This window comes from Fibrobacterota bacterium, assembly GCA_019509785.1.
Classification (GTDB): Bacteria; Fibrobacterota; Fibrobacteria; order UBA11236; family UBA11236; genus Chersky-265.
Genome location: JAEKLQ010000024.1, coordinates 213,635 through 228,112 on the forward strand (window position 1 = coordinate 213,635; position 14,478 = coordinate 228,112).

12 protein-coding genes are annotated in these 14,478 nt (G+C 62.4%); 7 read left to right on the forward strand and 5 right to left on the reverse strand.

The genetic code is table 11. From position 1 onward, the window contains the following. Positions 1–5: 5 nt before the first annotated feature. Positions 6–1,457: a BNR-4 repeat-containing protein gene (locus tag JF616_03910; GenBank protein MBW8886884.1), complete on the reverse strand. Its 1,452-nt coding sequence runs from the start codon at positions 1,455–1,457 to the stop codon at positions 6–8. A 183-nt stretch (positions 1,458–1,640) separates the two neighbouring features. On the opposite strand from JF616_03910, the gene JF616_03915 reads away from it, so the two are divergent. Further along, the gene (locus JF616_03915; GenBank protein ID MBW8886885.1) at positions 1,641–3,137 is read left to right on the forward strand and encodes a BNR repeat-containing protein; all 1,497 of its coding nucleotides are present in this window, start codon (positions 1,641–1,643) and stop codon (positions 3,135–3,137) included. Positions 3,138–3,197: 60 nt separating this feature from the next. On the opposite strand, the gene JF616_03920 is transcribed toward JF616_03915, so the two are convergent. After that, on the reverse strand, positions 3,198–4,235 hold the full coding sequence (locus tag JF616_03920; GenBank protein MBW8886886.1) for a family 16 glycosylhydrolase: 1,038 nt from the start codon (positions 4,233–4,235) through the stop codon (positions 3,198–3,200). 146 nt (positions 4,236–4,381) lie between these two features. Between JF616_03920 and JF616_03925 the strand changes: the two genes are divergently transcribed. Beyond that, complete coding sequence (locus tag JF616_03925; GenBank protein MBW8886887.1) at positions 4,382–5,776, forward strand: substrate-binding domain-containing protein; 1,395 nt, start codon at positions 4,382–4,384, stop codon at positions 5,774–5,776. On the opposite strand, the gene JF616_03930 is transcribed toward JF616_03925, so the two are convergent. After that, complete coding sequence (locus JF616_03930; GenBank protein MBW8886888.1) at positions 5,773–6,537, reverse strand: AraC family transcriptional regulator; 765 nt, start codon at positions 6,535–6,537, stop codon at positions 5,773–5,775. The two genes, JF616_03925 and JF616_03930, sit on opposite strands and share 4 nt — an antisense overlap. Before the next feature lie 175 nt (positions 6,538–6,712). Between JF616_03930 and JF616_03935 the strand changes: the two genes are divergently transcribed. From JF616_03935 to JF616_03945, 3 genes are all read left to right on the forward strand, one after another. After that, positions 6,713–7,921, forward strand: coding sequence for an endo-1,4-beta-xylanase (locus tag JF616_03935; protein MBW8886889.1), 1,209 nt, complete (start codon positions 6,713–6,715; stop codon positions 7,919–7,921). 240 nt (positions 7,922–8,161) lie between these two features. Further along, a complete protein-coding gene (locus JF616_03940; protein ID MBW8886890.1) occupies positions 8,162–9,382 on the forward strand; it encodes an endo-1,4-beta-xylanase in 1,221 nt (406 codons plus the stop codon). A gap of 74 nt (positions 9,383–9,456) precedes the next feature. Then, positions 9,457–10,680 (forward strand): endo-1,4-beta-xylanase, encoded by a 1,224-nt coding sequence (locus JF616_03945; GenBank protein ID MBW8886891.1) that lies wholly within the window; start codon positions 9,457–9,459, stop codon positions 10,678–10,680. A gap of 5 nt (positions 10,681–10,685) precedes the next feature. Here JF616_03945 and rpe read toward each other — a convergent pair whose 3' ends face one another. Further along, on the reverse strand, positions 10,686–11,369 hold the full coding sequence (gene rpe / locus JF616_03950; GenBank protein MBW8886892.1) for a ribulose-phosphate 3-epimerase: 684 nt from the start codon (positions 11,367–11,369) through the stop codon (positions 10,686–10,688). 47 nt (positions 11,370–11,416) lie between these two features. On the opposite strand from rpe, the gene JF616_03955 reads away from it, so the two are divergent. Continuing rightward, positions 11,417–11,884: a hypothetical protein gene (locus JF616_03955; GenBank protein ID MBW8886893.1), complete on the forward strand. Its 468-nt coding sequence runs from the start codon at positions 11,417–11,419 to the stop codon at positions 11,882–11,884. An 8-nt stretch (positions 11,885–11,892) separates the two neighbouring features. Here JF616_03955 and JF616_03960 read toward each other — a convergent pair whose 3' ends face one another. Continuing rightward, positions 11,893–12,687: an arylamine N-acetyltransferase gene (locus JF616_03960; GenBank protein MBW8886894.1), complete on the reverse strand. Its 795-nt coding sequence runs from the start codon at positions 12,685–12,687 to the stop codon at positions 11,893–11,895. Positions 12,688–12,896: 209 nt separating this feature from the next. Here JF616_03960 and JF616_03965 point away from each other — a divergent pair, with 209 nt between their 5' ends. Next, a complete protein-coding gene (locus JF616_03965) occupies positions 12,897–14,417 on the forward strand; it encodes a hypothetical protein (protein MBW8886895.1) in 1,521 nt (506 codons plus the stop codon). Positions 14,418–14,478 lie beyond the last annotated feature (61 nt).

Below are 14,478 nucleotides of genomic sequence, written 5' to 3' on the forward strand. Positions count from 1 at the left end.
TCCCCTCAGGGCGTCAGCATACGCAGAACGGGCATGCCGCCCTTTTCTTCGGCCCCGATCAGATTGAAGTAGTCTCCCGAAAACCGGAACACCGGGGTCGGAAACCCGGAGTTTGCCGGCGAAACCCGAAGCCGCCGATCGGCGCGGGCGGGCGACAGGGATGTCGGTTCCGATAAGAAGGCGTACTTCATTCCCGTGTTGAAATCGGTGTAATGCGTATAATCGCCGTACATCCACAGCAGGGTCCGGCGCGGATTGGTTTGGCCCGGCTCGGTCCAAGGAATGATGGGACGCACGTTGTTCTTGGCCGATTTCGAGGTGATCCCCTCGATGTCCCAGGTGACGCCCATATCCTTGGTGTACCAACGCTCGATTTCGAAAATGCCGCCCACGGTTCCGTTCGGCGGACGCGAGAGAAACACTTCCGAAGGATCCTGGGGATTCAAGATGATGCCGCCGGAATACTGCGGTTCCCGCTCCGTGGTACCCGCGGGCGTTTGCGGGAACCAATGGGCGGCGGGGCACATCTGGTTGACGATCCATTTGGTCCCGTTCCAACGCGCGTAATAATAACGGTGGTCCGAATCCGATGGCATCACGGTGAAGACCATGACGGGCCGGTTTTGCGCATCCAGGGCGATGTCCCAAATCCAGGCCTTGCCCTTGGTGGCGCCGTCATAGACCTTATCCGCTTCGTTCGGCTCGACGGGAATCTGGGAGACGGTCTTGATCTGGGTCCCGTCCGCGTGGTGGAACGCGCCCGCTTCGTAATACATGTAGTAGATGCTGTTATTGGGCACGTCGCGGGGATGCCCATCGGTGAAGCCGAAGTGGATCTTCGAGACCCCGTCGCCGCGGTATCTCACGTAGGGACGCGCCGCGCCGCCGCCTATCCATTGCGCCGGCGTCCCCCAGGTCGCGCCGTCATCGTCCGAAGTCGTCGCCGTGGGATGCCAGTTGATCACGCGATTGAAGAAATAGACCCGGTCGTTTTCCTTGGAAAGGCGGATGGGATTGGCGTAGGTGGTATTGTCCGGAAAGACCCAGGTCCGCTCGGCGCCCCAGGTGCGGATATCCTCCGGATTCACCGTGGTGCGGATGTACACGTTATGATCGACGGTATGGCGCGAATAGAATGCCGTGATACGCCCGTCCTTACGCATGTAAAGCGCGGGCACGTCATGATCATCCTGCTCGAGCCCGACGTGCAGGCTGGCCGTGTCGACGGCGCCGGTCGCGTAATCGTAGGACCAGACGCGCGGGGTTCCCTGCTTGGTCATAAAGCCCAGATAGATTTTCTCGTGCAGGCCCTTGTAGTAGAGACAGCGGGGATCCGTGAAGAAAGTCCAGGCCCCGTTGGCGTCCGCCGTGGGATAGCTTTGCCCGGGTCCGGGCGGAACGGTTTGCGCGAATGCGGCGGAGAACAGAATGGGCAGTAATGGGATTTTCCAGTCCATTCCCCGAAAGTATCCCGGATTCGACTAATCCGCATTCGAGGATGATCTTTTTACTACTAGCCCCGGCCCCAATCCCCCATAATCCTCCACCGGTGAAACGAATTGTTGCGCTGACAGAACGTTATTCGGGGACGGCGGGGAACCGGAAACGGGTTAGATTCAAATCATGAGCCGGAATCCGATATGAGTTATTTGACATTCATTCCCATCGCCCTGCTGGCCGCGGCCCTGCCCGCGCTCGGGCAGCAGCGGTTGACCATCCTGGATTCCGCCTTGGTCTCCAAGGTTTGGTCGGGGCATCCCGTGGATTTCTCCCTCCTGGCGAGCCCGGGCGACTCGATTTACGCCGCCTACTACGATAGCGCCGAGGCCATGACCGTGGCGATGCGGCCCGCCGCCGCCGGGTCCGCCTGGAAGTACAAGAAGCTCCCGTCCCAATTGGGATGGGACAGCCATAATTACGTCACCGCCGCCCTGGACGAACGGAACACCCTGCACGTGAGCGGGAACATGCACGTGGCCGACCTGGTCTATTTCCGCGAGACCGCGCCCGGCGATATCGGGAGCCTGCAAAAGGTCGCCAGCATGGTCGGGACGCAGGAAAATTCCATGACCTACCCGGTCTTCTTCCAGGGCACCAAGAACGAATTGCTTTACATGTATCGCGACGGGGGCAGCGGCAACGGGAACGAATACATCAATCGCTGGAACCCGGATACGAAAGCCTGGACCCGGTTGCTGGGGACCGCCTTGTTCGACGGGCAGGGCCTGCGCAACGCCTATCTGGGGGCCCCCAACGCCGGCCCCGTCTCCGGCCCGGACGGATATTACCATCTTTTCTGGTTCTGGCGCGAGACTCCGGACGCCGCCACCACGCACGACGTCTCCTACATGCGGACCAAGAACCTGACGCAATGGGAGACTTCGTCCGGCGCGGGCCTGGCCTTGCCCATCAATTACGGTACGCCGGGAGTCATCCTGGATTCGGTTCCGCAGCACGGGGGAGTCATCAACCGCGGCCAGATCGGCTTCGACGCCCAGGGCCGGCCCATCGTTTCCTACCACAAGTTCGACTCCAGCCCCAACGGATACACCCAGATCTACAACGCGCGCCTGGAAGACGGGAAATGGCGCGTACGCCAAACCAGCAACTGGACCTACAAATGGAATTTCGGGGGCAACGGTACCTTGGTATTGGAAGTGCAATTCGGGCCGGTCACGCTGAACCCCGACGGAACCCTCACCCAATGGTTCTACCACTATCTTGGCGCCAACGGTCCGGTGGAAACGGGAGTGTGGGTGTTGGACCCCGCCACCTTGCAACCGTTGCGAACCCTTCCGGACGCCTATTGGCCGGCCAATCATGAGACCGCCCAGGTTCAGGGCATGCAGGTGAATTGGGCCCAGGCCCAGTCCAAAGCCGATCCTGCCGTCATCTATGCTTTGCGATGGGAAACCATGCCCAACAACCAGGATCTCCCGCGTTCGCCGATTCCCGCCGCCACGCCGTTGATGTGGTACAAGTTGCGGAACCCGAACGCGGTTACGGCCTTATTCCGATCCGGCGCGCATGCGAAGCGGCTCGTGAATTCCGCATCGCACTGCCCGCTTTGCCATTACTCGCTGACGGGACGGAACCGTACGGTCCGGGCCCGTCAGCCTACGTCGCCGGACCCATAGAGTCCCCAACATAATGATTGCTCGGCTGCGGCCGGCTGCGCGGCGCGTCCGAAGCCGGGTTCAAGGCATGGGAACGAGTCGGCTTCCCTCCGCGGACCGCACGATCAAAAGGCCATGCGGCAGGTTATCGAATTGCATCCAGCCCGGGTTCCTGGATCGCGCCAGGATGCGGCCCTGCAGATCGCTGACGGAAACCTCGGCGGGTTTGTCGCCCCCGAACACCCGCAAGCGGCCGGCGGTCGCTTCCATCCGGAACGGGGCCGCCTCGGTCGGCGCCGCGATCGACGTCGTATGCACGTTGCCCAGGGGATCGGCCGGCGGGGTAAGGTTTCCCGACCAGCCTTTTTTCGACAGGATCAACATCAAGTACCCGCCCGAGACCACGGCGTTGTTGGGAGTGAAATCGGCCATGTTCCCGTCGAAAGTCCAATTCCCGCGGGACCATCTTTGCGTGTCGAGGCTGTTGAAATCATCGACCCATTTCGGCGTGAAATTGGAACCGTTAGGGCCCTGTCCCGGGGTGTAAGCCGAATACGCGATCCAATTGACCGTTTGCGTAACCGGCAGCTTGGCCGGATCCATCGCGCCCGCCCAGTCCGCCGCCGTGCTCGCCCACAGGTTCATGCGATAGGTTTCCGGCATGTCGGAAAGGTCCTTCACCTGCGGGTCGGTAGCCAGGTTCTTACGGACGGTTTGGCCGTCCATGCGGTAGACGATGGAATCGGGGGTCCAGTCCAGCGTATAGGTATGGAATTCCTTGGAAACGTCGGAAGAGGTCTGGAAGGCCTCGGAGGTGGTTCTGGATGCCGCGTTCCCGGTGATCAGGTTCGATTGGAAGCCGTTCGGGTTCTTCCCGATCACTTCGATGTCGATCTCGCGCCAGGGTTCGGGCGAACCCTTGGAGGAATTGTTGTAGTAGGTGAAGAAGGAAGAGACGGAGCCCGGCGTCGCCGCCATGCGCATACGCATTTCCCAACGCCCGAACTTCACGGTTTCATTGGAATAGAATTCAGCCCCGTCCAAGGCGGCGGCGCCGGCGGCGCCCGCGGCCAGGGCGACCTGGCCCAGGGTCAAGCCGATGTAAAGCGTGCGAAGCATTTCTTCCTCCGATTTAATCTCCGGTCCGCGCCGCGAAGCGAGGATACCGGGTCATCCCATTAGTGGATGCCGGGCGCCGGCGGATTAAAAGCATATTTCCACTTTCAAAGCAACCGTACCAGCGTACTAATTCGTAACATAAGGGCGTGGAAGCCAAATTCCTCAACGACTTACGCGCCCTCATCCGGGCGGCCGGAAGCCGGCGCCTTCCCTCGGTGCGGGCGCTGGCGGCGCGTTGGAAATGCTCCCCCACCACGGTCCAAGGCGTATTGCGGAAGGCGCGGGCGCTAGTTTGGATCGAGACGAAGTCCGGCGGTGGGAGCTGGCCGGCCGGGCGGATGCCGGCCCCGGTCGCTCCGCGCGCGCGACGGACCGCCGAGTCCCTGGCCGCCGAACTCAGGGAAGAGATCCGTTCGGGAAGATGGGGAGGCGGGGAGCGGCTGCCCGCGCCTAAGCATATGGCCGCCCGGCATCAGATCCATCCCGCCACCGCGCGCAAGGCGTACGGACTGCTGTCCCATGACGGGACGGTGGAAAAGCAGGGACGCGCTTGGCAGGTTTCGCATCCGCGGCGGCGAAACGACGCGCAACCCGTCCTTTTATGCCTGGGAGCGGGGGAAAAGGACGGTAGCCTGCGCCTCGGCTCGGATCGCGAGTGGGATTTCTGGCGCGAGATCCAGATCGAGGCCGCGCGCAACAACCTGCTGGCCGAAATCCATCCCTGGTCGGGAAAGCTGCCCGAGCTAGGCATGCGGCCCGTGGGCGCGGTGGTTTCCACCTGGCATCTGCCCGACCCGTATCCTCTGCTATCGGCCCTGCACCGCGCCCGCCTTCCCGCCGCGGTGTGGTTGGAAAACCCCGTGCTTTCGCCCGCGCGGCTCTCCATCCGATCGCCGTGGCTCGGCTTCCACGACATGGCCTATGGCCTGGAATCGGGCGCGATCCTGGGGGATCATCCGCTTATCCGGAAGCATGGCCGTATCGCCTGGATCTCCCCCTTCCATGGAGCCGAATGGTCCCGCAATCGGCTGGAGGGAATGCGGAATAAGCTATCCGAGGGGACCGCCCTGCACGAGGCCCTGGGCCCGTGGGTCTCGGAATGGGATTTCCAGGAAGCGGTATGGCACGACCCCGAGGCATGGAAGAGGGTGCGCCTGGATGGCGTGGGAGGGGAGGCGCGTTTCTCCGACCTGGTGCGCCCGTTGATGGAGGCCCTCGGCCGGGATCGCTTGCTGGAAAGCTTTTCCCCTTACCTGGAAAAGGCGCTGGCCTCGCGCTCGAGCCTATGGGTGGCGGCTTCGGATTGGGTCGCCTTGGCCTGCCTGGATTGGTTGGAGGCCAAGGGGGTTCGGGTACCCGGAGATGTCGCCTTGGCCGGGTTCGATGATTCGCGCGAGGCCCTGCGCCGCGGCCTGACCAGCGTCCGCTTCGATGCCCCGATGATGGCGCGGGCGATGGTGCGCCAGGTCCTGACGCAGACCCGGGAGCGCAGGACCATCCATTATGAAGGAACCGTGGTGGCGCGCGGATCGACTCCTTAGGGCCCCCGACTTATACCGCCCTTCGCCGCGCCCGCATCGGCCGGGGGCCGGGCGCTCCCATGGTGCCGCGTGCGGAAAGCCGTGGGGGAAATCCCGGTGTACTTCTGGAATTGATGCGCGAAATGGCTGCTGTCGTAGAATCCGGTTTCGCGGCTGATTTCGGCGATGGGCAAGCGGGTCATGGCCAGCAGCTGGCGCGCGGCGTCCAAGCGGATGCGCTGGATGTAGCGCACGGGCACCTCGCCGTAATCCTGCTTGAACTTCCGTTCGAATTGCTTCACGGACAAGGAGACCTTGGCCGCCAAGGAGGGGATATCGATCTTGCCGGGATAATTTTCCATGATGTATTCGATCACGCTCGCCAGCTTGGGGGCGGGTTCGATGGGCGCCTTCGCCTTCTTCAAGTAGCGGCACACGCCTTCGATGCCGGTGATCTCGGCCGCGGCGTCGCGTAAGGGCACCTTGGTGGTCGTGAACCACTCCGCCGATCGGTCGCGGCCCAAAACCAGCTCGATGCGGTTCAGCAACGGTTCGCCCGAGGCCATTACCCGCGCGTCGTCCTTGGCGTAATGCTCGGCCAGGAAGCGCGGCCAAAGATCGAAATCGGTTTTCCCAAGCACGTCCGCCTCTTCGCGTACGCCTGCCATTTCCAGGAAAGGGGCATTGGCCGCCAGGAATCGGCCTTGAGAGTCTTTGGCGAAATAGGCCACGTCGGGCAGGAATTTGAAGAGGTCATACCCATGCGAAACGGTGGATCCCATATTTCCCGATCATATCCCCAAAAGGTGAAAACTACTTCCAGAGAGTCGGTAAAGAATCGTCACCCGCTTGGACCCTTTGGACGGGACCCCGATAACCCAATGTCCGGCGCCGAAGAAGGAAGGTAATCCGCAGGTTTCCCCCCTAGATTCCGCGAAGTCGAGGGAGGGTTTGAATATGATTCGTAAATCGCTTTTCGCCATCATGGCAATTCCGCTAATCGCAACATCCGTCCGGGCCCAGGCTACGAGCTTCAGGGACGCCGCGGCCAAGGCCGGCATCAACGTGGGCATGGCCAGCAGCGCCGGTTCGCTGAAAGGCACCGGCTCCTACGTCACGCTCGCGAAGACCTTGAATCTATTCGTGTGCGAGAACGATATGAAGTTCCAGCCTACCGAACCTTCCCAAGGGAAGTTCAGCTACAGCGGAGGGGACGGGCTCTACGACTTCGCCAAGGCGAATAACTCGCGCATGCGCGGGCATAATTTCATCTGGCATTCGCAATCGGGATGGGCCGCCACCGTGAACGGCACCCGCGACCAGATGCTCAGCATCATGCGGACGCATATCGATTCGGTAGCCGGCCATTTCAAGGGGAAGATCCTGGAGTGGGACGTGCTGAACGAAATCACCGACGACGGGAACGGGAACGCCCTGCGGAAATCCTTCTGGGACAAAGCCATCGGCGACGATTACCCCGATTCCGCCTTCTTCATCGCCCGTCGCGCCGATCCCTACGGGAAACTCTACTACAACGATTACGGCGCCGACGGCGTGAACGGTAAATCCACCGCCATGGTCAACCTGGCCAAGAAGTGGCTCACGAACAAGGTTCCCATCGACGGCATCGGGCTGCAGTGCCATCTCTCGAGCGGCTTCAAGAAGGAAGACATTTCGGCCAACATCAAACGCTTCGGGGACCTGGGACTGCGGGTTTCCCTGACCGAGATCGATATCAAGGGCAGCAACACGGCCGATTGGACCAATCTTTTAGGTGCTTGCCTGGAGAACTTCAATTGTACCTCCTTCGTGACCTGGGGGATTTACGACGGGGGCACCTGGCTCGGGAGCAGCTGTAACGGATGCCTGCCTTACGACGCCCAATACCAGCCGAAGGCCTGCGTGCAGGCGATGATCGATCTCATGAACAACGCCGATCCCGCCGTGGTGGCGAAGCGGAAGGATTTCACCAAGACCGATCTCGCCGTTCCCGTCATCGCCTTCCCGCGGGAAGTCATGCGGCAGAAGCATGCGGGCGGATACTTGGGCTTGGCTGCGGTCCCGGTCTTCTCCGACGCTTCGGGAATGGTCGATGGCTTGGGCCGGAACCGTTCCGTCGCACCCAATTCCCCTTGGGCCGCGGGCCTCAGCATCCAAAGCCGGTAAACATTTGGGAACCGGACGTCGGCGTCCCTAAAAGGTTAAACACCTCACAAGATTCTGGGCGAGCATGGCTCGCCCGCATCGACTTCTTAAGCCGATATCGACCCTGTAATCGCATACGATCGCGATTACGCGCGGCAAGAAGACGCTTCTTCCTATACATTGCGCAGAGCATGGGGATCATACCTCCGCCCGGGGGGGCGCGGGAAATCCATTACTGATGAAACTGTCGAAGGAGCGCTTATGATTCGCCGTCCTCTCATCGCAACCTTGGCCTTTCCGTTGCTTATCTCCTCGGCGTGGTCCCAGGCTGCCACGAAAATCCGGGACGCCGCGGATGCCGTCGGCCTCAACTTCGGCCTCGCCACCAGCGCCAACCAGGTCCGCGATACCACCAGCGCCTACGCCCAGGACGCGAAGACCCAGTTCAACTTCGCCGTGTGCGAGAACGACATGAAGTTCGACAACACCGAGGGGCCTATCGGCACCTTCAAGTACACGGGCGGCGACGGCCTCTCCGCGTTCTGCGTCGCGAACAAGATGAAGATGCGCGGGCATAACTTCATCTGGCATTCCCAATCCAACACCGCCTCGGGCGCCGTCCACGACCGCACGACGGGGCTTACCGTCATGCGCAACCACATCACCGCGGTGGGCGGGCATTTCAAGGAAAAGATCCTGGAGTGGGACGTATTGAACGAAACCCAATCCGCTGGCTCGGGTTCATTCTGGTATAAGGCGATCGGCGCGGATTACACCGACTCGGCCCTGGCCATCGCCCGTAGCGTCATCGGGACCAGCGGATATCTCTACTCCAACGATTACGGCGCCGACGGCGTCAATGGCAAGTCCACCTCCATCCTGACGCAGGCGAAGAAGTGGCAGACCAACAAGGTTCCCCTCGACGGGATCGGGTTCCAATGCCACCTTGGCCATGGCATCAACAAGGCCGACATCTCGGCGAACATCAAGCGTTTCGGCGACATCGGCCTGCGGGTTTCCTTGACGGAGATCGACATCACCCAGGCGACCGCGGCGGATTGGACCGCGCTGTTAGGGGCTTGCCTGGAGAATTTCAATTGCACCTCCTTCGTGACCTGGGGCCTTACCGATGCCTCGTCGTGGATCGGCTCCACCTGCGGTTGCCTCCTTTACAACGGGAATCCGCCAACTCCCAAGAACGATATGATCTCGGCGGTACTGGCCGCGCTGGCCGCCGCCGATCCTGCCGTGACCGCGAAGCGCAAGGCTTTCATCGCGCTTCCTCCGGGAAGCCTCGGGCCCAATGCCGTGCAGGTGTTGCAACGTCCTCTCGCCCAGCGCGGCCCGGAACTCTTCTTCGGCGCTTCCCCGGTTAAGATCTTCTCGACGCCGAACGGCAACGCCATCGACGTCTTGGGCCGGAACCGGGCGCTGATCCCGGTTTCTTCCAATCTCCCCGGTTTGAGCATCCAGCCTCAGTAACGACCCAACTCGCGGGCCGGCGAAGCGTACGACACATACGGCGCCAGGCCCGCTGACCAGCACAAGGAGCGACCATGAACCGCCATCTGCCTTCGGCCCTTCTCGCCCTCCCGCTTTTCATCTCGTGCCCGTGGGCGCAAACCGCGACGACCTTGCGCGACGCGGCCGATGCCATCGGCCTCAACTTCGGCCTGGCCACCAACAGCTACCAGGTCAGTAGTTCCACTTCCGCCTATGCGGTGGCCGCCGCGGCCCAATTCAACTTGGCGGTGTGCGAGAACGAGATGAAGTTCGAGAGCACCGAGAAACCCATCGGCACGTTCAATTACAGCGGCGGCGACGCCGTCTACAAATTCGTCAGCGCGAACAAGATGAAGATGCGCGGCCATAACTTCGTATGGGGCGGCCAATCCAGTTCGGCCCAGGCGGCCGTGCACGACCGCGCTTCAGGGCTCAGCATCCTCAAAACCCACATCGACTCGGTGGGCGGCCATTTCAAGACCAAGATCCTGGAATGGGACGTGCTGAACGAGATCACCAACGATGGCGGCTCGGGCGGCCTCAAGGGCATTTTCTGGAAAACCAACATCGGGGACGATTACGCGGATTCGGCGTTGGTCTTTTCCCGCCGCGCGATCGGGACCAACGGGTATTTGTATTCCAACGATTACAGCGCCGACGGCGTCAACGCGAAGTCGACCTCTATCCTCAACATGGCCAAGACGTGGATACAGAAAGGCGTGCCCATCGACGGCATCGGGTTCCAATGCCATTTGAGCACGGGCATCAACAAGGCCGACATCTCGGCGAACATCAAACGCTTCGGCGACCTGGGATTGCGCGTATCCCTGACCGAGATCGACATCAAGCAGGCGAAAACGGCGGATTGGACCGCCCTCATGGGCGCGTGCCTGGAGAACTACAATTGCGTGTCCTTCGTGACCTGGGGCCTCACCGACGCCTCCTCCTGGATCGGCAGCAGTTGCGGATGCCTCTTGTATAACGGCAGCACGCCCGCCCCCAAGACCGATTTCATCAACGCCCTCCTGGACGCCATGGCCCACGAGGACCCGGCCATCGCCGCCAAGCGGAAGGAGTTCATCCAAAGGACCCCGGGAACGACGGCCTTATACGCCCGCAGCGCCGCCTTCCGGACCCCGTCCAGCCGCTGGCTGGGAGCCGCCCCGGTACCGCTCTTCTCCAATGGCGCGAAGGGGCCCGTGGACATCCTCGGCCGTAGCCAACCGGTCGCTCCGCGCTCGCCGTGGGCGGCCGGACTCGGCATCTTGCCCCAATAGCCCGCTTAAGGACCCAGCAGGGCTTTGAGGGACCGGCAGGTGCCGGCCACATCGCCCGAACCGAAAATGGCCGTGCCCACCACGGCCACGTTCACCCCCGCCGCCCTCACTTCGCGGATGTTCTGGGGCCCGATTCCCCCGTCCATCTGGATGTCCAGTTCCAGCCCGCGGGCATCCGCCTGCGCCCGTAGCGCGCGCGCCTTATCCAAGACGTAAGGGATGAATTTCTGGCCGCCGAAACCGGGGTTCACGGACATCAGCAGGACCAGATCCAAAAGCGGAAGCACCTGTTCCAAGGCCCCGATGGGGGTGGCCGGGTTCAGGCTCGCCCCCACGCGCAAGGGGATGCCGGCCCTGCTCTTTTGGGCCTTCACCAGCCGCACCAGGGAATCCAAATGATGGGTCGCTTCCACATGTATGGTAATGGAGTCGGCGCCCGCCTTTGCGAAATCCGTCACGAATCGCTCCGGATGGGCGATCATAAGGTGGCAGTCGAGGGGCAGTTGCGAACATTTCCGGAAGGCTTCCACCAGGACCGGCCCGAAGGTGAGATTGGGAACGAAATGCCCGTCCATGACGTCCAAATGCAGCCAATCGGCCCCGCCCTGCGCCACCGCCGCGCATTGCCCCCGCATGTCGGACAAATCGGCATTTAAAATGCTGGGGGCCAGGATTCCGGTTCGAGCCATTTTTTTGCTCCTTATTGAGGGCTGAAAAATAGTTTAATGGGATAGCCATGGGATTTAAGCCATTCTGCTCCGCCTTTTTGAAGCGCATGTTCAGCCCCATGCGGACCCGCGCTATCAAGTCCATGCTCTTCTCGGGCACGCCGGTGCTCGAACGCATCCGCATGGATAGCGGACATGAGGGACCGGTATTCACGCTCTTCTACAGGAACGGCCTAATGCTCACCTTGGGCGAATCCGGCATTCTCGACTACCAGGATCGCAGCTTCGAGGGGTTCCTGGGCGGCGAGAGCCGGGCCACCCACGATCGCGATTTCCTGGCCTCGTTGCATCGGATCGTACTGCAAAGCCTATTGCGTTACATCACCGCGCCGCGCGTGGAAGTCCGCCAGCGCGAACGGGCCGCCGAAGCGGCCTCGAAATTGTACCTGGCCTGCGAGCAGCGTCCCGTCGCCCCGTCTCCGGACCAAGTTTCCTGGTCTCCCGGTTCGCCCCGCGAGCCGGCCCGCTCCCGCTAGCCTCGAATTCACTTCCGGAAGAATTCCGGATCGGCAGCCAGCACCACGTCCATGGCTTCGCGCGCCAGGCTTTCCGGGATCCCGAAGGTCGTTCCCAACGCCTGGAACAGTTCTTCGCGGCCCAGTTTGCGCATCACGCTTGCCTCGGCGGTCCGCACCAGCAGGCTGCGTTTTTGCAGGTAGTACTGCGCACCGTCCCGCACGCGGTTGAGTACGGGGTAGCGCATCATGGGCAGGCGATAGCTCGCTTCCCAATGGGCGAAGAACTCCTCCTCCCCCACCGCCCGCTTCCGGAAATCGAAGCGGTACTTCAAGCCGCCCCCTTCGGGGCGGCCGGTATCCCGGGGGCCGCTCCATAGCCGCCAGGCGCCGGCTTCCGCCTTATCCTCCAAGCGCACGGCATTGGGCGGGATCCACGCTTCCAGCGACAATCCGGCTCCCGGCAGGGGAAGGGGCTCGAAGATGAGATAGCCGGGATCGAGCAGGTAGGCGCGGCCCTCCCAATCCATGCGCAAGGCGCAGTGGATGTTTTGCGATCGGCCCTTGTCGCCCATCAGCAAGGCGTAACCGATGCCCGCCTCCCGGAGCCGGCCCGCCAGCCACCACGTGAGGGAAAAGCAAGTGCCGCCCGCGCCGGTCTCCCGATTGCGTTCGAGCCAGCCCTCCGCCAGGCCCAAGGTAGCTTCCATGTTACCCCCGGCCGCATGGGCGGCGATCTTGCTCAGGTTCTCGTAAGGCAGGATCGAAAGCTCGCGCAGGGCCGTCAGCACGGGGGCGGGGAAGGGGACGGGTTCGGGGGGCATGCGGTCGGCGTTTCCGTTAAGGGCTCTTAGGGACGGAAAAGGTAGTTCGCCCCGCCCCATTCATCGAACCGCAATCCTCCGGATGCAAGTCCGTAATCCCCAATCGGTAATTTGCCTGGCCGATCCCGGGCGGAGCGGGGCTTCACGGCCGCGTTCCGCCCGGGTCGCATCGATTCCCGATCGAACATTCCATTTCCGGAAGGATGACCATGAAGCCCGAAAATACCTTTTCCTTTCCCATCGGCCTGGCTTTGCTCGCCTCGCCCCTGTTGGCCCAAGTCCAAGGGCCCAGCAGCTCGGCCACTCCCTATCTCGTGCCCACGGCGCCGGGGGTGGAGATTACCTCCATCCTTACGGCCGGGGACACGGTCAAGCATTTCAACGGCGGCACCCAGCTTTACCGCATGAGCGGCATACCCGACGGCCTGGGCGCATTCGACAACGATCGCGACGACGAGGATGAATTTTCCGGCGAACGCGGCAACGGCCATGCGCGATGCCATCGCGACGAGGGGACCTTCACCGTGGTCATGAACCATGAGCTGACCAATTCCGATGGCGTGGCGCGCGATCATGGCGGCAGGGGCGCCTTCGTTTCCCGCTGGACCATCCGCAAGTCGGATCTGAAGGTGGTGGCCGGCGTGGATCAGATGCAGCACGTCAGGCTGTGGAACCCGGCCGCCTCGGCCTTTTACGATTCCACCGGCGTCACCTTCAGCCGCTTCTGTTCGGCCGATCTGGCCAAGCCTTCCGCCTACTACAATCCCGCCACCGGGATGGGAACGCGGGATCGCATTTTCCTGAACGGCGAGGAAGTCTCCGGCGGCCGCGCCTTGGCCCATATCGTCACGGGCCGGTATGACGGGACCACCTACGAGTTCACCGGCATCGGCCGCGCTTCCTGGGAAAACCTGCTCGCCAACCCTTATCCCCAGGATAAGACCGTCGTCCTCGGCGATGAAGACGCGACCCCGGGCGGCGTTTACATGTACGTGGGCATGAAGCGGTCGACGGGCAACAGCATCGAACGGGCCGGCCTGATTGGCGGAACCCGTTATGGCGTGGCCGTGCAGGGCATCGCCGCGGAAGATCGCTTCGCCGGCATCCCCGCCGGGACCCGCTTCTCCATGGCCGCCGCGACCGATCCTTCCGTGACGAAATTCTGGCGCCCCGAGGATGGCGCCTGGGATACGCGCAACCCCGATCGCTACTACTTCGTGACCACCGATCGCCTCGATCTTAAGAAGGACGGCCTGGGCGCCACCGAGGGCCGCTCCCGCCTGTGGCGCTTGACCTTCGACGATATCCGGAACCCCGAGGCCGGCGGCAAGATCGAAATGATGCTGGACGGCACCGAGGCGCAGAACATGCTGGACAATATCACCGTGGACGAGAAGGGCAAGCTGATCCTGCTGGAAGACGTCGGCAACGCCGCCCATAACGGCAAGGTGTTCAGCTTCGATCCGGATACCCGCGCGCTGGCGCAGATCGCCAAGCATGACCCCGCCCGTTTCGGCGACCTCACGGTGCCGGCCGGTCCCGGCTTCAATCAGGACGAGGAGACCTCCGGGGTAATCGACATCAGCGAGCTGGTGGAAAACACCCGCGGGTACAACACCCGGAAATACGACTACTTCCTCATCGTCGACCAGGCGCACGCCAACGTGGCGGCGACCGACCCATCCATCGTGGAGAAGGGCCAGTTCCTGATGATCAAGGCGCCTAAGTAAGGGCTCCCGGGCGGCCCGCGTTCAGCCGAACAGACCGACGCGGGCTCGAGGGCGAGGGAAG

What these genes read in the sequence shown, in the direction of transcription:
- JF616_03940 (MBW8886890.1), top strand. Translation starts at nt 8,162, where the DNA reads ATGATTCGCCGTCCTCTCATCGCAACCTTGGCCTTTCCGTTGCTTATC.
- JF616_03935 (MBW8886889.1), top strand. Translation starts at nt 6,713, where the DNA reads ATGATTCGTAAATCGCTTTTCGCCATCATGGCAATTCCGCTAATCGCA.
- JF616_03955 (MBW8886893.1), top strand. Translation starts at nt 11,417, where the DNA reads ATGGGATTTAAGCCATTCTGCTCCGCCTTTTTGAAGCGCATGTTCAGC.
- JF616_03920 (MBW8886886.1), bottom strand. Translation starts at nt 4,235, where the DNA reads ATGCTTCGCACGCTTTACATCGGCTTGACCCTGGGCCAGGTCGCCCTG.
- JF616_03910 (MBW8886884.1), bottom strand. Translation starts at nt 1,457, where the DNA reads ATGGACTGGAAAATCCCATTACTGCCCATTCTGTTCTCCGCCGCATTC.
- JF616_03915 (MBW8886885.1), top strand. Translation starts at nt 1,641, where the DNA reads ATGAGTTATTTGACATTCATTCCCATCGCCCTGCTGGCCGCGGCCCTG.
- rpe (MBW8886892.1), bottom strand. Translation starts at nt 11,369, where the DNA reads ATGGCTCGAACCGGAATCCTGGCCCCCAGCATTTTAAATGCCGATTTG.
- JF616_03945 (MBW8886891.1), top strand. Translation starts at nt 9,457, where the DNA reads ATGAACCGCCATCTGCCTTCGGCCCTTCTCGCCCTCCCGCTTTTCATC.
- JF616_03965 (MBW8886895.1), top strand. Translation starts at nt 12,897, where the DNA reads ATGAAGCCCGAAAATACCTTTTCCTTTCCCATCGGCCTGGCTTTGCTC.
- JF616_03960 (MBW8886894.1), bottom strand. Translation starts at nt 12,687, where the DNA reads ATGCCCCCCGAACCCGTCCCCTTCCCCGCCCCCGTGCTGACGGCCCTG.
- JF616_03930 (MBW8886888.1), bottom strand. Translation starts at nt 6,537, where the DNA reads ATGGGATCCACCGTTTCGCATGGGTATGACCTCTTCAAATTCCTGCCC.